General features: G+C 70.1%; 15 protein-coding genes. 10 read left to right on the forward strand and 5 right to left on the reverse strand.

Annotation, left to right across the window (positions count from 1 at the left end):
- Positions 1-257: 257 nt before the first annotated feature.
- Positions 258-713, reverse strand: a complete 456-nt coding sequence (locus ACIA5D_RS24325) for a methylated-DNA--[protein]-cysteine S-methyltransferase (RefSeq protein WP_396032451.1) — start codon at positions 711-713, stop codon at positions 258-260.
- A gap of 35 nt (positions 714-748) precedes the next feature.
- Positions 749-2,182: a CCA tRNA nucleotidyltransferase gene (locus ACIA5D_RS24330; RefSeq protein ID WP_396032452.1), complete on the reverse strand. Its 1,434-nt coding sequence runs from the start codon at positions 2,180-2,182 to the stop codon at positions 749-751.
- Between the two features lie 104 nt (positions 2,183-2,286).
- On the opposite strand from ACIA5D_RS24330, the gene ACIA5D_RS24335 reads away from it, so the two are divergent.
- From ACIA5D_RS24335 to ACIA5D_RS24370, 8 genes are all read left to right on the forward strand, one after another.
- On the forward strand, positions 2,287-3,168 hold the full coding sequence (locus tag ACIA5D_RS24335; RefSeq protein ID WP_396032453.1) for a hypothetical protein: 882 nt from the start codon (positions 2,287-2,289) through the stop codon (positions 3,166-3,168).
- A gap of 49 nt (positions 3,169-3,217) precedes the next feature.
- Positions 3,218-4,966 (forward strand): murein biosynthesis integral membrane protein MurJ, encoded by a 1,749-nt coding sequence (gene murJ / locus ACIA5D_RS24340; protein WP_396032454.1) that lies wholly within the window; start codon positions 3,218-3,220, stop codon positions 4,964-4,966.
- Positions 4,967-5,144: 178 nt separating this feature from the next.
- A complete protein-coding gene (locus tag ACIA5D_RS24345; RefSeq protein ID WP_396032455.1) occupies positions 5,145-6,677 on the forward strand; it encodes a protein kinase family protein in 1,533 nt (510 codons plus the stop codon).
- A gap of 24 nt (positions 6,678-6,701) precedes the next feature.
- Positions 6,702-7,409: an RNA polymerase sigma factor SigM gene (sigM, locus tag ACIA5D_RS24350; RefSeq protein ID WP_396032456.1), complete on the forward strand. Its 708-nt coding sequence runs from the start codon at positions 6,702-6,704 to the stop codon at positions 7,407-7,409.
- The gene (locus tag ACIA5D_RS24355; RefSeq protein WP_396032457.1) at positions 7,406-8,302 is read left to right on the forward strand and encodes a hypothetical protein; all 897 of its coding nucleotides are present in this window, start codon (positions 7,406-7,408) and stop codon (positions 8,300-8,302) included. The genes sigM and ACIA5D_RS24355 overlap by 4 nt, the downstream gene beginning before the upstream one ends.
- Positions 8,303-8,427: 125 nt before the next feature.
- Positions 8,428-9,387, forward strand: coding sequence for a thioredoxin-disulfide reductase (trxB, locus tag ACIA5D_RS24360; protein ID WP_396032458.1), 960 nt, complete (start codon positions 8,428-8,430; stop codon positions 9,385-9,387).
- Positions 9,388-9,399: 12 nt separating this feature from the next.
- Positions 9,400-9,723, forward strand: coding sequence for a thioredoxin (gene trxA, locus ACIA5D_RS24365; protein ID WP_020511170.1), 324 nt, complete (start codon positions 9,400-9,402; stop codon positions 9,721-9,723).
- 146 nt (positions 9,724-9,869) lie between these two features.
- On the forward strand, positions 9,870-11,027 hold the full coding sequence (locus tag ACIA5D_RS24370; RefSeq protein ID WP_396032459.1) for an N-acetylmuramoyl-L-alanine amidase: 1,158 nt from the start codon (positions 9,870-9,872) through the stop codon (positions 11,025-11,027).
- On the opposite strand, the gene ACIA5D_RS24375 is transcribed toward ACIA5D_RS24370, so the two are convergent.
- A complete protein-coding gene (locus tag ACIA5D_RS24375; RefSeq protein ID WP_396032460.1) occupies positions 11,005-11,673 on the reverse strand; it encodes a GNAT family N-acetyltransferase in 669 nt (222 codons plus the stop codon). The genes ACIA5D_RS24370 and ACIA5D_RS24375 overlap by 23 nt on opposite strands.
- A 200-nt stretch (positions 11,674-11,873) precedes the next feature.
- Between ACIA5D_RS24375 and ACIA5D_RS24380 the strand changes: the two genes are divergently transcribed.
- Together ACIA5D_RS24380 and ACIA5D_RS24385 are read left to right on the forward strand one after the other, a co-directional pair.
- Positions 11,874-13,184, forward strand: coding sequence for a PLP-dependent aminotransferase family protein (locus ACIA5D_RS24380; protein WP_396032461.1), 1,311 nt, complete (start codon positions 11,874-11,876; stop codon positions 13,182-13,184).
- Positions 13,181-14,155, forward strand: coding sequence for a D-alanine--D-alanine ligase (locus tag ACIA5D_RS24385; protein ID WP_396032462.1), 975 nt, complete (start codon positions 13,181-13,183; stop codon positions 14,153-14,155). Before ACIA5D_RS24380 ends, ACIA5D_RS24385 begins: the two co-directional genes overlap by 4 nt.
- 15 nt (positions 14,156-14,170) lie before the next feature.
- Here the strand turns inward: ACIA5D_RS24385 and ACIA5D_RS24390 are convergent, their stop codons facing one another.
- Both ACIA5D_RS24390 and ACIA5D_RS24395 read right to left on the reverse strand, forming a co-directional pair.
- Positions 14,171-15,262 (reverse strand): CinY protein, encoded by a 1,092-nt coding sequence (locus ACIA5D_RS24390; RefSeq protein WP_396032463.1) that lies wholly within the window; start codon positions 15,260-15,262, stop codon positions 14,171-14,173.
- A 149-nt stretch (positions 15,263-15,411) separates the two neighbouring features.
- The gene (locus tag ACIA5D_RS24395) at positions 15,412-16,119 is read right to left on the reverse strand and encodes a hypothetical protein (RefSeq protein WP_396032627.1); all 708 of its coding nucleotides are present in this window, start codon (positions 16,117-16,119) and stop codon (positions 15,412-15,414) included.
- Positions 16,120-17,777 lie beyond the last annotated feature (1,658 nt).

Below are 17,777 nucleotides of genomic sequence, written 5' to 3' on the forward strand. Positions count from 1 at the left end.
GCCTTTCCGTTTCCTTCATCTGGTACGCAGGTACGGCTGCAACCGCGGCATTCGGTCTCACAGCCGCGGCCACCAGGATGCCGCCGTCTCGGACGTTGCTCCCGGGGCCGTCGCCTGCCCGAGAAGCCCGAGAAGGTCGAGAGGATCGGGCCAGGCCGGCTCGGTCATCGGTCGCCGATCAGGTCGAAGAACTCCTTGTGTTCGGCGTAGACCGGCGGGCGAGCTCTCTGGTCTCGCTGTTGGTCTCGCCGGCCAGGTCAACTCCAGGCGCGTGCCAAAGCGACCCGGGCCTCGAGCTCAAGTAGCTTCCGCTTGCGGTCGAGGCCGCCGCCGAAGCCGACCATCTTGCCGCCGGCGCCGACGACGCGGTGGCACGGGACGATGACCGGGATGGGGTTGTGGTTGCAGGCCGTGCCGACGGCCCGGGCCGCACCCGGGTCACCGAGCGCCGTGGCGATCGCGCCGTAGGTGATCATCTCGCCGTACGGAATCTTGGCGATCTCGGCCCAGACGGCGCGCTCGAACTCGGAGCCGCCGCGCATCTCGACCGGCACGGTGAAATCGGTGAGCTCGCCGGCGAAGTATTCCGTCAGCTGCGCCGCGACGGGGTGCGCCGCGGACGGGCCGGGCTTGACCCCGAAGCGCACGTTGATCACGGTGTCCCCAGTGACGACCACGCCGAGCGGACCGATGGGCGAATCGACGACGAACATGCCCCGATTCTGCTCCGGGGGTACGACAAGAACGGCTACGAGGGAAGGTGGCCGTTGTCGCGGGCCCACTTGAGCAGTTCGGCCTCGGCTTCGTCCCGGTCGAGCGGCCCGCGGTCGAGACGCAGCTCCTTCAGATGGCGCCACGCCTGGCCGACGATCGGGCCGGGCGGCACGCCGAGCAGTTCCATGATGGCGTTGCCGTCGAGGTCGGGGCGCACCCGGGCGAGATCTTCCTCGGCCGCGAGCCGGGCGATCCGCTCCTCGAGCGCGTCGTAGTCGGCCGCGAGGTTGGCCGCCTTGCGCTTGTTGCGCGTCGTGACGTCCGAGCGGGTGAGCTTGTGCAGGCGATCGAGCAGCGGGCCGGCGTCGGTCACGTAGCGGCGCACCGCCGAATCGGTCCACTCGCCCCGGCCGTACCCGTAGAAACGCAGATGCAAGGCGACCAGCTCGACCACCTCGGAGATGACGTCCTTGGGGTATTTCAGGGCCTTCATCCGCTGCTTGGTGAGCCGCGCCCCGACGACCTCGTGGTGGTGGAAGCTGACCCGGCCGTCGCGGCCGACCGCCTTGGTGGCCGGCTTGCCGACGTCGTGCATCAGCGCCGCCATCCGCAGCACGAAGTCGGGCCCGGAGGGACCCTCCAGCCGGATCGCGTTCTGCACGACGATCAGCGTGTGCTCGTAGACGTCCTTGTGCTGGGCGTGCTCGTCGATCTCGAGCTTGAGCCCGGAGATCTCGGGAAGGAACCGGTCGGCCAGCCCGGTGTCGACGAGCAGCCGCAGCCCGGTGATCGGGCCGGCGCCGCACATCAGCTTGGTGAACTCGTCCCGGACCCGCTCCGCGGTGATCCGGTCGAGATCGGCGGCCATGCTCGACATGGAAGAAATAACCGAATCGTCCACTGTAAAGCCCAGCTTCGCCGCAAAACGGGCGGCGCGCAGCATCCGAAGTGGATCATCGCCGAACGACGACGACGGCGCCGCCGGTGTGCGGATCACTCGGGCCGCGAGATCGGCCAGCCCGCCGTACGGGTCGGTGAAGACGTGCCCCGGCAGCGACACCGCCATCGCGTTGATCGTGAAGTCCCGCCGTTCGAGGTCCTCGAGCAGCGACTTCCCGTAGACCACGATCGGGTTGCGCGACACCCCGTCGTACGCCTCGGCCCGGAATGTCGTGACCTCGAGTCGCAGGCCGTTCTTCTGCACGCCGATCGTGCCGAAGTCGCGACCGGTCTCCCAGATCGCGTCGGCCCAGCCCTGCACGACCGTGAGGGTCTGCTCGGGCGTGGCATCGGTGCAGAAGTCGAGATCGTCGCCGAGGGCGCCGAGCAGCGCGTCCCGCACCGACCCGCCGACCAGGTGCAACTCATGGCCGGCGGACTCGAACCGGCGCCCCAGCTCGTCGGCGACGGGGGAGACGCGGAGCAGTTCGGCGACGGCCTTACGCTGGGCGGCATTCAACACAGACATGGGGTTATCAGCCTAGCTGGCGTCGGGTCCGGCCCTGGGCACTGGGCGGGGCAGGGGGACGGGGGAAATGGCACGACCGAATTTCACCGGGCAGGATTGACGGCGTGCCCGTTTCCGAGGCGCTGCGACGCCTGAGCGAGAACCCCGGGTTCTGGACGGGCGGCGGCGCGACCACCGATGACCCGGATCCCCGCGAGCTGCGCGTGACCTTCCCGGTCACCGGCGGCTATGCCCTGGTCCTCGACATCGACCTCCCGTCCGGCGAGCGCACCCTCGGCCTGCGCATCCCCGCCTCCTCCGAGCCGATCCAGCTGGCCTGGGCGCCCGCCGAAGGTCCTTACCCGGCGGCTCTGCGCTGGTGGGAGCTCGATCTCTGCGCCCGGGTGATCGCCCTCGAAGACCCGACCCTCCCGCATCCGGGCCTGGTGGTGGCGCTGCTCTCGCCGTTCGCGCCCGCGACCCCCGACGACGACGGGACCACGATCGGCGCGATGCGCGAGGCCGCGTACCGGTCGCTGCGCCGCGATGTCGCGCCCGTGCCGCCACACGGCCCCGAGCAGGCCCCGCTTCCGCTGTTCGCGAGCGACGACTGGTGGCCGTCTGCCCCCGCGGCTTCGCCGCAGGTGCTCGACGAGGCCACGATCGCAGAGATCACTCGCCCGACGTCCCGCTTCGCCGAGGTACGACATGGGTCGCGCTTCCCGGGTGAAGATCTGGCCCATCTCGTACGCCTGGCGTCAGCCCGCCTGTCGCGGATGCCGGACGAGCCCTGGCACCACGTCACCCTCCCGCTGGCCCGGCAGATCCTGGACACCGGTGACCTCGCACCCATTCCCGCGCTGCTCGGTGTGCTCACCGAGGCCGGCTGCGATCATCCGACCGTGCTGGACGCGCTGAGCGAGCCGCTGGTCGCGGTGGAGGCGTGCTGGATGGTGGAAACCCTGGCCGGCGCCGAACCCGGCACCCTCCTGCGCCGTCGGGCATGACGTACCCCTTTATGGTGACTGCAATGTTCGGACAGTTCGGGAGGCTCGGGTGAACGGCGGCTTGTACCGCAGCGCGCACGCCGCGCCGGACGGTGTGCACCCGGTCGCCGAGGACGGCGTCACCCTGATCTCGGTCGACTCCGAGATCACCGGTCAGGAACAGGCGTTGCCGCCGGAAGAGGTGCCCGCGATCGACGGGGGAACGGCCGGCAACAGCGCGATCATGGCGGCCGGCAGCCTGGTCAGCCGGCTCATCGGGTTCGTCCGGAACGCGCTGATCGGCATCACGCTCGGCGCGGGCATCGGCGACGCGTACACCAGCGCCCAGTTCCTGCCGGGCCAGATCTACGAGCTCCTGCTCGGCGGCATCCTCTCCAGCGTGCTGATCCCGCTGCTGGTACGGCGGCGCAAGAGTGACCTGGACGGTGGACTCGAGTTCACCCGGAAGCTGCTCACCTTCGCGATCGTCTCGCTGGGCATCGCGACGCTGCTGGTCGTCGTGGCCGCCCCGCTGATCACCGCGATCCAGGCCAGCAGCGACAACAACGACGCCTACAAAGACCTCGTCACCCACTTCGCGTACCTGATCCTGCCGATCATCTTCTTCACCGGCCTGTCCGCGCTGATCGGCGCGGTGCTCAACGTGCGGGGGCACTTCGCCGCCCCGACCTGGGCGCCGATCCTGAACAACCTCGTGGTGATCGCGACCTGCGGCGTGTTCATCATGATCTTCAGCAAGGACAACTCGACCGTCGAGACGATCAGCAACGCCGAGATCCTGCTGATCGGTCTCGGCACTCTGCTGGGCATGGTGGTGCAGGCGCTCGGCCTGCTCCCGGCGCTGCGCAAGGTCGGTTTCAGCTGGAAATGGCGCTGGGACCCGCGCTCGCTCGGCCTCGGCGAGATCGGCCGGCTGGCCGGCTGGATGCTCTGCTACGTCGGCGCCAACCAGATCGCCGTGTTCGTCGTGGTGCGCATCCTCAACCGGGTGGCCGACGGCGACAGCGCCAGCGTGCTGGCCTTCAACAACGTCTTCCTGCTGACGATGATGGCGCACGGCATCATCGGCGTGTCGGTGATGACCGCGCTGTTGCCGAAGATGAGCGCGGCCGCCGCCGACGGCCGATACTCCGAGGTCAGCGCCGACCTGAGCCGCGGGATCCGGCTGACCGCCACCGCGCTGGCGCCGATCGCCGTCGTCTACGGCGTCCTCGCCGCGCCGATCTCGGTGATGCTCTTCCAGGGCGGTAAGTACACCAACGCCAATGCCCTGGACACCGCCACCGTGCTGGCCGTGGCCGCGTTCGCCGTCATCCCGCTGTCGATCAGCTATCTGTGCACGTACGCGTTCTACTCGCTGCAGGGCAACAAGACCGCCGCGCTGATCAACCTGCCCGTCGTCGCGGTCCGCATCGGGGCATACCTGGTCTTTGCCGCGGTTCTCAGCAAGTCGCACTCGGCGGCCGGCATGACCGCCGGCAACGCGCTCTCCTATCTGGTGTCAGCGCTGATCTCGCTGGCCGTGCTGCGCCGCCGGATCGGCCGGCTCAACCTCGGCTCGGTCGCGGTGGCCCTGCTGAAGGTGCTGGTGGCGGCCGCGATCGCGGCCGCGCTTGGCCTGCTGGTCGTGTACTTCCTGCCCGGCGCGGACGCGCCGTCCGGCCGCGGCCAGGCCCTCGTCCAGTTGCTGGCCGGTGGCGCGGTGATCCTGCTCGTCTACCTCGCGGCCGCGACTTTGCTCCGAGTGCAAGAAGTGAGCCAGGTCGTGGGCATGGTGCGGCGCAAGCTCGGCCGCTGACCTGACGGTTTTCCCCCGTTGAGTCGGATCTGCCGGCCAAGCGGCCGGTCATGTCGAGGTGCCGCGCCGGGGGGACGACCTGCCGCGCGGTGGCCCGGGGCGGGTATGGTCGGTGTCGGCATACACAGCCTTTTGCGCCAGCGTGGGAAACTGCGTTGTGAGCACCGAGGGAGGACGGGTGACCCAGGTCGGCGAAGGCCACGAGACCGCGGCCGATGCGGACGGACCGGTCATGACCTTCGGTGCACCCACCGTCGGTGAGATCCTGGCCGAGCGCTACCAGCTCGAGCAACACGTCAACGACGACAGCGCGGGCCGTCAGGTCTGGCGCGGCATCGACGTCGTGCTGCGCCGTCCGGTCGCGGTGGTATTGCGCTACCCCGGCGGCGACTCCGCCACCGAGATGCTTCAGGCCGCGGTCGACGCGAGCCGGGTGATCCACCCCAACCTGGTCGGCGTCTACGACGCGATCGACGAGGGCGCCCGGGCGTACGTGGTGCGTGAGTGGGTCGACGGCGAGTCGATGCGCGAGCTGATCTCCGAAGAGGGTCCGCTCGACCCGGCCCGGGCCACCTCGATCGCCCACTCGATCGCCGACGCGCTGGCCGCCGTGCACGCCACCGGCATGGTCCACGGCAACGTGCACCCCGGCACGACGCTGATCGCCGACGACGGCCGGGTGGTGCTCGCCGACGCGCGGGCCGATTCGGCCGACAGCACCGAGGGCGACATGCGCGCCGTGGGAGGCCTTCTTTACTACGCGCTGACCGCGCACTGGCCGCAGACCGAGGTGGGCCACTCGGCGCTGCCCGACGCCACGCGCGACGCGTCCGGCAATCCGGCCGCCCCGCGGCAGATCCGGGCCGGCGTCCCGGCGTACCTCGACGATCTGACGATGGACCTCCTCGACCGGCGGGTCGCGGCCCCCGAGGCCGACGCGCTGGCGGCCGAGCTGGCCCGGCTCGACGCCGCCGACGACGACTACGACGACGTCGGCCCGCTGCGCTTCACGCAGGGCAACGCGACGTCCGAGCCGCCGCGGAACAACTCGAAGATCGTCATCGGGGTCGCGGCGCTGGTCGTCATCGCGATCGTCGGTCTGGTCTTCGGCATCCGCGCGATCACCAGCTCGGGCACGCCCGACACGAAGCAGACCACCCAGGCCGACGCCGGGGAGACCCCGTCCGGCACCGACACGCAGGCGCCGACGAAGAACCCGGAAAAGATCAAGCTCACCGCCGACATGGTGCGCATCGTCGACCCGCCGCCGGGCGACCGCACCGACGCCGACGAGGCGAAGAACGTCGTCGACGGCGACCCGAACACGGCGTGGGAGACACACCGGTTCAACACGGCGAAGTTCGGCAACCTCAAGCCGGGCATGGGCGTACTGATCAACCTCGGCACCCCCCGCGCCCTGGCCGACGTCCGGGTCGAGACCTCTTCCTCCGGCGTGGGCATGGAAATCCGGACCGGCACGAGCGACCCGGGCGACAACAGCTCCGGCGACGACAAGATCGCCAAGACGTACAAGAAGCTCGGCGAGCCCGACGCGGACACCAAGGCCGACGGGACCAACCGGGTCTTCCCGCTCTTCGACCCGAACTCGAAGTATCAGTACGTCCTGGTCTGGATCACCGAGCTGCCGAGCGCCGACGACGGCGATCGGTTCCAGGTCAGCGTCAACGAGATCTCGGTGTACGGGTACTGAGCGCGACTCGGCTAGATTGCTCGCGTGACTTCCGGTCCCGGCGCGGACGCCCCCGCGCCGAGCGATGCCGACCTCCTGCGCGCGCATCTCGAGGGTGACGCGCAGGCCTTCGCCGTGCTGGTCCGCCGTCATCGCGACCGGCTGTGGGCGGTCGCCCTGCGCACGATCGGCGACCGTGAGGAGGCCGCCGACGCGGTGCAGGACGCGCTGCTGTCGGCGCACCGCAACGCGGCGAAGTTCCGCGGCGACTCGGCCGTCACCACCTGGCTGCATCGCATCGTGGTGAACGCCTGCCTCGACCGGATCCGCCGGCGGCAGGCCCACCCGACCGTGCCGCTGCCTGACGGCAACCGCACCGACGACCGCCCGTCCGCCCCCGAGCCGGCCGCCCCCGCCGAAGACCATGACACCGCGCTGGTGGTGCGGCAGGCGCTGGCCGATCTGCCGGCCGAGCAGCGGGCCGCGATCGTGCTGGTCGACGTCCAGGGCTACCCGGTGGCCGAGGCGGCCGAGATGCTCGGCGTCGCCGAGGGCACGATCAAGAGCCGCTGTGCCCGCGGCCGGGCCCGCATGGCGCTGGCGCTGAGCAGCCTGCGAGGGCAGGGGGCCGACCAGCGGGGAGACAGGGGTCACGCCGGCCAGGGGAACCAGCAGGCCGCGCAGACCGTCTCATCCGGACCGGGCGCGGGCCGACCGCTGCCCACGTCGGGCGAGGGGAGGGACAAGAGGTGACCGGGGCCGAGTTCCGCGGGGTCGACATCGACCTGCTCGCCGACTACATCGGCGGCGCCCTGGCCGGCACGCCCGACGAGCCCGTGGTCGCCACCCTGATCGCCGACGACCCCGCTTGGCGGGACGCCTACGAGTCGCTCAGCGGCGGCATGGCGGCCGTCGAGGCCGAGCTGGGCCGTCTCGGTTCCGAGCCGATGCCCGACGACGTGGTGGCGCGGCTGGAGGAGGCGTTCGCCGCCCCGCGGCTGACCCTCGTGCAAGACGCGGGCAACGGTGCTGACGACGTACGCGACAAGGAACTTCGTCTTTCGAAGCGGAGGCCGGGTCGAAGGCTGCGCTGGGTCACCCCGATCGCGATCGCCGCCGGGGCCGTGGCATTTGTCGGGTTCGGCGCCGACTATCTCGCCGGCCGCGACAACTCGTCCTCGGACAAGTCCGCCACCAGCACCGCCGGCGGCGCGGCCGACTCGCAGGCCCGTCGGGACGACGCGCAGGCGCCCGCGATGGCCGAGTCAGGCCCCGGAGCGTCCGTCGCCGGAAAGGGCGAGGTGCCGCCGGCGCCGCAAGTCCTGGAAAGCGGCACGAACTACACGAAGAAGACGCTTGCCATCGCACCGGCACAGACGCTGTCGAGTCAGCCCGCCGCCACGGCCGGCTCGCTGGTCCGGTTGAACGGCACGACCGCCCTGAACGAGTGCCTTGACATGATCGCCGCGGAGAACGGCGCCGGCCCGATCGCCGCCGAGACCGTGGACTACGCGAAGTTCAACGGCAAGCCCGCGATCGTGGTGCGTTTCACCGCCGGCAACGGCGCCTGGGCCTGGGCGAGCGGCCCTTCCTGCGGCACGGTGAGCGGCCACGCGGACACACTGGCCAAGGTCCCGGTACGCTGAGCGACACCCCCGGTGAGGTGGGCCACGGCCCGCGCGAGCGGGAATGGCGTGTGCCTAGCATGGCGTTCTAGCGTGCAGTGTCGCCGGGCTTCATCCCGGCGATTTCAGACGACAGGGAGTCGGCAGTGGACGAGGTCCGCAATCTGATCATCATCGGTTCGGGGCCGTCCGGCTACACCGCGGCGTTGTACGCGGCCCGGGCGAATCTCAAGCCGCTCGTGATCGAGGGCGTTCAGTCCGGTGGCGCGCTGATGACCACCACCGAGGTGGAGAACTTCCCGGGTCACCGCGACGGCATCATGGGTCCCGATCTCATGGACAACATGCGCGCGCAGGCCGAGAGGTTCGGCGCCGAGTTCCTCACCGACGACGTCACTCGCGTCGAGCTGGGCGACAAGCCCACCGAGGCCGGCACCGAGGGACTCAAGACGGTCTGGGTCGGCGACAAGGAATACTGGGCCCGCGCCGTGATCCTCGCCACCGGCTCGGCGTGGCGCCCGATCGGCGTGCCCGGCGAGCAGGAACTGCTCGGCCACGGTGTGTCGTCCTGTGCGACCTGTGACGGCTTCTTCTTCCGCAACCAGCACATCGTGGTGGTCGGCGGCGGTGACTCCGCGATGGAGGAGGCGACCTTCCTCACCCGCTTCGCCGAGACCGTGACGATCGTGCACCGCCGCGACACGTTCCGGGCCAGCAAGGTCATGCAGGTACGCGCGCTGAACAACCCGAAGATCAAGGTCGAGTGGAACTCGGTCGTCGAGGAGATCCTCGGCGAGGACGGCAAGGTCAACGGCGTCCGGCTGAAGAACGTCAAGACCGGCGAGACGAAGGTCCTCGATGTGACCGGCGTGTTCGTGGCGATCGGCCACGACCCGCGCAGCGAGCTGTTCAAGGGCCAGATCGAGCTCGACGACGAGGGCTACGTGAAGGTCGACGCGCCGTCGACGCGTACCAACATCCCGGGCGTGTTCGCCGCCGGCGACCTCGTCGACCACACCTATCGTCAGGCCATCACGGCCTCCGGCACGGGTTGTGCCTCGGCGCTCGACGCCGAACGCTTCATCGCCTCATTCGTAGAGCTGTAAAGGGAGGTTGTAGTGGGAGCAGGCAAGCCCGTCACCGACGCCACGTTCACGAGCGACGTGCTGCAGTCGGACAAGCCGGTGCTGGTGGACTTCTGGGCGGAGTGGTGCATGCCCTGCAAGAAGGTCGACCCGCTGCTCGGCGAGATCGCCAAGGAAATGGGTGACAAGGTGGAGATCGTCAGTATCAACATCGACGAGAACCCCGAGACCACCCGCGCCTACCGGGTGATGTCGGTGCCCACGCTGACCATTTTCAAGGGCGGTGAGCCGGTCAACTCGGTTACCGGCGCCAAGCCCAAGAGCGCCCTGGTCAACTTCATCGAATCGGCTCTGTAAAGCCTCATCGACGCCCCGCATCCCCTCGGATGCGGGGCGTCGCCATCCCCCGGCCGGGGATTTCGGCACCCGGTGGGTACGGCGCTCGGGGAGTACGCTCCGAGTCGTTCTTCCTTTTCCCTGGACCTCATTCAAGGGAGTAGCGCGTGCGTTCCATCCGACGTGGAGACAGCGGCCCGGCCGTTGCCGAGATCCGATCCATCCTGGTGGGTCTGGAGCTTCTCTCTGAGGAGGAATCGGACGTCTTCGACGAGGCCACCGATACAGCGGTGCGCGCGTTCCAGCAGAGCCGCGGCATCGGGGTGGACGGCCTGGTCGGCGACGAGACGTGGGGCGCGCTGGACGCGGCCCGCTGGCGGCTCGGCGCCCGGACCCTGTTCCACTCGGTGCCCAACGCCCTGGTCGGCGAGGACGTGCGGACGCTCCAGGAGCGGCTGCTCGAGATGGGGTACGACACGGGTCGCGCCGACTCCATCTACGGCGCGCGCACCGCCCGGGCGGTCGCCCAGTTCCAGCGTGAGGTGGGTCTCACCCAGGACGGCTCGTGCGGCCCGCACACCATGAAAGCGCTGCGTCGCCTCGGCCGCAAGGTCGTCGGCGGCCGCCCGCAGTGGCTGCGCGAGGCCGAGGCGTTCCGCCAGGCAGGCACCAACTTGATGGGCAAGACGATCGTGATCGACCCCGGCCACGGCGGCGGCGACCTCGGCGTGGTGGTGCCCGAGGGCCCGCTGCGCTGGACCGAGGCCGACCTCGTTTTCGACCTGGCCGCCCGGCTCGAGGGCCGGCTTGCCGCGGCGGGCATGCGGGTGCACCTCACCCGCGGCCCCCACCCGGCGCAGTCGATGACCGGCGCCGAGCGGGCGACGCTGGCCAACAGCCTCGGCGCCGACCTGCTCATCTCGCTGCACCTCGACGGGCACGAGAACGACGCGGCGCACGGCGTGGCGACCTACCACTACGGCACCGGCAACGGGCTGAGCTCGACGGTCGGGGAGCGGCTGGCCAACCTGGTGCAGCGCGAGATCGTGGTGCGTACCGGGACGCGGGACTGCCGGATCCACGCCAAGACGTGGGAGCTGCTGCGGTTGACGCGCATGCCCGCCGTACGCGTGGATCTGGGTTATCTGACGTCGCCGACCGACCGTGACCGGCTGGTGAATCCGCTGTTCCGCGAGCAGATCGTGGAGGCGATCCTGGCGGCCGTGCAGCGCATGTACTACCCCGTCGAGATCGACGTGCCGACCGGGTCGATCGACGTGCGGCAGCTGCGGGTCGCGCTCGCTAGTTCTCCACGTTCCGCGTAGCCGTCGCCGGCCGCACCGGGCGCAGGAGCGTCTCGGGGCTCATCGAGCCGAGCAGCTTCTCGAGCGCGTACTCGACGTCGGACTTCCACGACAGAGCGGTGCGCAGCTCGAGACGCAGACGCGGATAGCGCGGATGCGGGCGAACCGTCTTGAAGCCGACGGAGAGGAAGAAATCGACCGGTGCGACGCAGCCGGCCTGCATCTCGTCGTCGGCCTCGCCGAACTTCGCGTCGCCGAACGCCTCGATCGCCTTCACCCCGCGCTTGGTGAGATCGCGGGCCACGCCCTGCACCAGCATGCGACCCAGGCCGCCGCCGGCGAACGCGGCCACCACGTGCGCGGTCATCAGCAGCGCGGCGTCGGCGCTCACCGGTGAGGTGGGGAAGGCCATCGAACGGGGGACGTACGCGGGCGGGGCGTACATGACGAAACCCGCGGGCATGCCGTCGACGTACGCGAGTTTGCCGCAGGAACCCCACTCCAGCAGCGTCTGTGACACCCAGGCCTCTTTCTCGAGGCCTGGATCGCCGGAGGCGCAGGCCCGCTCGGCGGAGACCGGATCGAGCTCCCAGTAGACGCACTGCCGGCACGGGCGAGGCAGATCCTCGAGCGTGTCCAGGGTGAGGTTGACCAGGCGACGCGACACTGCAATCCCCCTCGCTTCCCGGGCGGCGTTGTGCTCCTGTCTCGTGCCTACCCCGCGCGCCCCCGCGGAGGATCCTACGCCGCAAAATCCATGAACGGGATCAGGTCGGGCATCCCGGCCCGGTTAACCGAGGGCCTCGATCGCCGTCTCCGACTACCATCGAGCTACTTCCGCCCTCTTTCTCGCGAGGTGAGAGCCGCATGACCGGCACTACCCAGGACGACTACACCGATGTGTACGCGCGACGCGTGCGTGGAATGACGACCTCCGAGATCCGCGCTCTGTTCGCCGTCGCCAGCCGTCCCGAGGTGGTGTCGCTCGCCGGCGGCTCCCCGTTCATCGCAGCCCTCCCCCTCGACGCCGTCGGCGAGATGCTCGGCAGCCTCGCCGCCGACCACGGCGCGGTCAGCCTCCAGTACGGCATCGGCCAGGGCACGATCGAGCTGCGCGAGCGCATCTGCGAGGTGATGGCGCTCTCCGGCATCCACGGCGCCTCCCCCGACGACGTGGTGGTCACCGTCGGCGGCCAGCAGGCGATCGATCTGCTCGCCCGCCTCTTCCTGGACCCGGGCGACGTGGTGCTCGCCGAGGGGCCGAGCTATGTCGGCGCACTCGGCGTCTTCCAGGCCGCCCAGGCACAGGTCCACCACGTAGCCATGGACGACGACGGGCTGATCCCCTCGGCGCTCGAGGAGGCCATCTCGTCGGTGGCCCGCTCGGGGCGCCGGGCCAAGTTTCTCTACACGATCCCGACCTTCCAGAACCCGGCCGGCGTCACCCTCTCCGAGGAGAGACGCGAGCAGATCCTCGACATCTGTTCGCGCGCCGGGCTGCTGGTGGTCGAGGACGACCCGTACGGAATGTTGTCGTTCGAGGGTGATGCGCCGCTGCCGCTCCGGGCCCGTCGGCGCGAGGGTGTCTTCTACGTCAGCACCTTCTCCAAGACGTTCGCGCCCGGCCTGCGCGTCGGCTGGATCCTGGCGCCGCACGCCGTCCGCGAAAAGCTCGTGATGATGAGCGAGGCCAACGTGCTCTGCCCGAGCGCGTTCGCCCAGGCCGCCGTGACGCAGTACCTGACGACCATGCCGTGGCGGGAACAGATCAAGTCGTACCGCGAGATCTATCGCGAACGACGCGACGTCCTGCTGACCGCCATGCGCGACCTCATGCCGGCCGGCACGAGCTGGACCCACCCCACCGGCGGTCTCTTCGTCTGGGCGACCCTCCCCGATGGCCTCGACTCCAAGGCGATGATGCCGCGCGCCATCGCGGCGCGCGTGGCGTACGTGCCGGGCACCGGCTTCTATGCGGACGGCACCGGCACGAGCAACATGCGGCTCAATTTCTCGTACGCGTCGCCCGAGCGCCTTCGTGAGGGCATTCGCAGGCTCGCCGGTGTGATGGAGCAGGAACTCGCGATGCGGGCCGTCTTCGGCCCCGCCGCGGCCGCGCACCACCACCGTCGCCGGGGCGCGGCCGCCGCCGACGCTCCCGGCCCCGACTTGGCATGATCACCCCCATGGCTTCTGGAGACGACGTGCGCGTGATGGTTCTGGCGGGTGGCCTCTCCTACGAGAGGGACGTCTCGCTGCGCTCCGGCCGCCGGGTCCTCGACGCGCTGCGCGCGGTCGGCGTCCCCGCCGACATGCACGACGCGGATGTGACGCTGCTGCCCGCCCTGCAGGAAGACCCGCCCGACGCGGTGATCATCGCCCTGCACGGTGCGACCGGCGAGGACGGGTCGCTGCGCGGGGTGCTCGACCTCTGCGGCGTGCCCTACGTGGGTTGCGACGCTCAGGCGGCCCGCCTGGCGTGGGACAAGCCGTCGGCCAAGTCGATGCTGCGCGAGGCCGGCATCCCGACGCCGGATTGGGTGGCGTTGCCGCACGACCGCTTCTCCGAGCTGGGCGCGGTGGCGGTGCTCGACCGGATCGTCGGCCGTCTGGGGTTGCCGCTGATGGTCAAGCCGGCCCAGGGCGGTTCGGGCCTCGGCGCCGCGGTGGTCCGGGAAGACGCCGATCTTCCGGCTGCGATGGTGGGTTGCTTCGCGTACGACTCGACGGCGCTGGTCGAGAAGTTCGTTCCCGGCATGGACGTGGCGGTGTCCATTGTCGACCTCGGGTCGGGACCGCAGGCCCTGCCGATCGTCGAGATCGTTCCCCGCGACGGCGTGTACGACTACGCGGCCCGCTACACGGCCGGGCTGACGACATGGCACACGCCGGCCCGGCTCGACGCCGAGACCGCCGCACGGGTGGCGGAGACGGCGCTGGCGGCGCACAAGGCGTTGGGGTTGCGCGACCTCTCCCGTGTCGATCTGATCGTCGCGGAGGACGGCTCGCCGCAGGTGCTCGGCATCAACGTGTCGCCGGGGATGACGGAGACCTCGCTGCTGCCGCTGGCGGTGCAGGCGGCAGGGTTGGATCTGGGACACATCCTGGCGACTCTGGTCGAGCGGGCGGTGGCTCGCGCGCTCTCGTAATCCTCAACCCCGCCCTCACCCCCGTGGCCGCCGGCGGAAGCGACGGATCAACACGACGACCACGACGAGGGCGGCACCGGCGGCGGCGAGCGCGATGATGGCGGCCCAGTTCGGGTGCCGGCCGTGGCAGTCCTGCACCGGGTCGTCATGGGTCAGTGCACAGATCATGCGGGTGCCCCGGTCGGCGCCGTACCGGGCAGTCAGTTCGGTACCGAAGTCCTGCCACTGGCGGCGGCTCTCGATGATGGCCCCGGCCACCGCATCCGCGAAGTTGTCACGAACCTGGCCGCGTGGCGTCCCCGGCTCGGTGGCCCGGCCGTCGACCGGGTCGATCAGGCCCCGGTCCTTGTTGAGCGCGGCGTGGGTGATCCGCAGCTCGCACGCGCCGACCCCGGGCACCTGGTCCTGCAGCACATAGCAACCGGTGGTGAAGTTTGCGGGTGACCCCGCGACCGTCGCGCCGCGCAGGTCGAGCAAGGGGCTCGGCCCGGGCCGGTGCAGCCCCGGCGGGTTGTCGTCGCCGATGGGCCGGTCCGGGTCTGCCTGGTCGGCCCAATTGCTGTGCGAGTAGAAGTCTTGCGCCCCGTGCAGCACCCGCCCGAACGCCTCCATGGTCGTGCACTTGGCGCGGCTCTCCTCCCGTTCCCGCGGGTTGCACTCGGGGCTGACCGTGACCTCGTCCGGCATCACCTCGCCCTGGTCGTCGAGGAGATCCTTCGCGCTGTCCAGCCCGGTCCGGAATTGCCCGCGCAGCTGCTCGACACAGTCCGTCAAGGAGGCGCCGGCCGCTTCGCGGGTACGCGGATAGCTGCCGGCAAGATAGTCGGCGTCGTCGCAATGCGCGGCCGGGTCGGCCATCTCATCGCTGTCGGGGGCGCCGACCGCGCCGAACTCACGGTCATGACCGGCCAGGTAGTTCATGGTCGCCGGCTCGAAACAGGCCGACTCCCCATTCGTACAGGCGAGGGCCGCGCGCGTGATGCGTTCGTGCTCGCGGTGCTGACCACCGCCGTCAATCGTGCCGAACGCGACAGCCGGGGTCGGCGCCGAGGCGATCCAGGCGAGCAGGAGCAGAGACAGCAGGACCGCGCATCGCCGTCGTCGCACTGCCCAGCCCTCCCGCGTGGCCACTCCGAGGTCCAAAGCCTGCGGTACGGGGTGGCTCGGCGTCCTCATCCGGCTGGGGTGACCATCCCCCGGGGATGAGGCCCATCCTGGGCTCGGCCGCGACCATCATGGCCGACGACCTGGGCGGTCTAGCTGGTCCAGGTCGCGCCGCTCTCCGCGGCGATCGTGGGGGCGGCGGTGTCGGGCTTGGCCTCGATGTCGCCGAGAGTCGTGGGGCGAGGGTCTTCCGGCGTCGGCGGGGCCCCGGCCGAGGGTGAGTAGGTGATCGTCGAGGGAGCTTTCCACTGGATGTGCGGAGGCTCGGCGATGGCCTGGCCACCGAACTCCGCCAGCCATGCCGCGACCATGGCCAGGTTCTCCCGCCATTGGGACTCGGGGATCACCGGGAGGATGTCGTCCCAGAGCGAGAGGAAGGTGCCCCGCAACTGGAGGCGCCCGTAGGGCCGGGCCAGGAACCACAGGTGGAGGTGGGCCGATCCGTCACCCCACCGGTTGACGTGGACCCGGGCCACGCCGTCGAGGGAGCGGATGGCGCGTTCGAGCCGAACCGTCATGACCCCCAGTTCGGCGGCGAGGAGGTTCGGAAGGTCTCCCAGATCGAGGTGCGAGCGGCACTCGAGGATGAGGACCATCGGGAGCCCGGTGGGACGGTCCATGGCTCTGACCCGCCACCGCTCGCTGACCCAGACGTAGGCCTCATCCGGCGTGCCACAGGCGATGCAGTCGGCCGCATCTTCACCGCTGCGCGGCGGCTCGACTTCGACCGGGGCGGCCAGCGGCTTGACCCGCATGCCGCCTTCAAACGGGAACGAGGGCCATCGAGTGAAGTCGGGCAAGGGGACCGTGTTGTCGGGCACGGGCGTGACTTTAGCCCAGGCCAGGGCGCATGTCCCGGGTCAATTTTCGGCCAGTGCAGTAACGGTGCGTCAGCTCCCAAATCGCCGAGATCAACGTCGATGGTCATCACCGTCTGTGGGCGCCACACCACCCGGTAAGTTATCCACAGAAGTTATCCACAGGCTCTCAAGTTTCACGTGAAACACGACGTCGCAGGCTTGCAGCGCCTGTGGATGAAGCCGTGGAGACCCCCACCCACATCGGCCGCGTTTCACGTGAAACGGCGGGAGTACCTTTCTCAACAGGACTTACACACAGCCTGTGGATAACCGGCGCCCCCATTGCCAGGTTCGGCTCCAGAACTTAGTTCGCGTTCGGGTGAGCCTCTTTCCATCGATAGAGGGACACGCCCTGATGAGCACTCTCGGCCGACCGTCATAGGCGGCCTTGGTCTCCTTAGCCTGGTGCCCCCGCTGCCGCCTGCGGTCAGCTCAAGGGGTCTTCGTGGCTTGTGGGTGGCCACGGTGGCCCCCTTCCGATCGTCGGCTGTCGGCGCGTTTCCCAGCCGGCGATCGGCGAGAAGGCTGACCCGGCCCATGCGCATCCGGCGCACGCCACGGACGGCGTTCCGGAGCTCTCGTTGGAGCGCCCTGCCCCACCCAGTTCATGGGCCCGAAGCGTCGACGTCAGGGCCCCGCCATGGGGAATTTCAGCCCAGCAGCCGGCCCCGTCTGCTGTCTCCGAGTCCTGGTTGGTTGAGCCCGCCCAGGTTGTTGGGAGACCCACCCCAGCCCGACTGAATCTATGGGTCGATCGATCTCTCCATGTTGCTCGAGCGCGAGGGGCCCAGGGCGCCCCGCTGATCAAGTCACTGGGCACCGATGGCGACGCGCTGTCAGGCGCACAGCCAAGCCACGCCGCCAACCATCGAAGCATTCAGAAGCGGCCGGCGAATTCCCGTGACGGACCTCGCGACCCGCAGGACCAGCCACCACTCATGACTCAGGTCGCCCGACGCCCACCCGGCCCCTCGCCCCTCGGCCCCTCGCCCCTCGGCCCCTCGCCCCTCGGTCCGTCGCCCCTCGGCCCGTCGCCCCTCGGTCCGTCGCCCAGCCAGCCTTCGCCCATCCGGCCCTCCGGCGCCGGCCACCACCGGCGGCCCATCGCCCGGCCCGCCCGGCCGTCGGCTGCCATCCCGACGACTCGCCAGCCCCACTGGCTCACGTGCGTCGCCGACCTCGTCCCTGGCCTCGCCCGCCACGTCGGCCACAGCAGCCAGATAAGAACGCAGGTGCCCTCTTGACTTCCTCCCCTGAGTTCTGGGCGGCGCAAGTGTGAGCCCTCGGCTTACATCTCGGTCGCCACATTCTCGTCAGCCGCTACAGCTTTCACGGTCGCGTCCCGCCGGACGAGCTGGCCGGCCCTCGCGTGACGGCCACGCGTGAGAGCGACGGTTCCGGCACTCCGGCCCTCCGGCGCACAGCTCACCATGATCGACAGCATCAGAAGTGCCGGACCGATCCCGCATGAATGAGTCGGCGGTTTCACGTGAAACCCGGCTCCCGGCTCCCGGCTCCCGGCTCCCGGCTCCCGGCTCCCGGCTCCCGGCTCCCGGCTCCCGGCTCCCGGCTCCCGGCTCCCGGCTCCCGGCTCCCGG

This window comes from Actinoplanes sp. NPDC051513 (assembly GCF_044454685.1).
Lineage (GTDB): Bacteria > Actinomycetota > Actinomycetes > Mycobacteriales > Micromonosporaceae > Actinoplanes.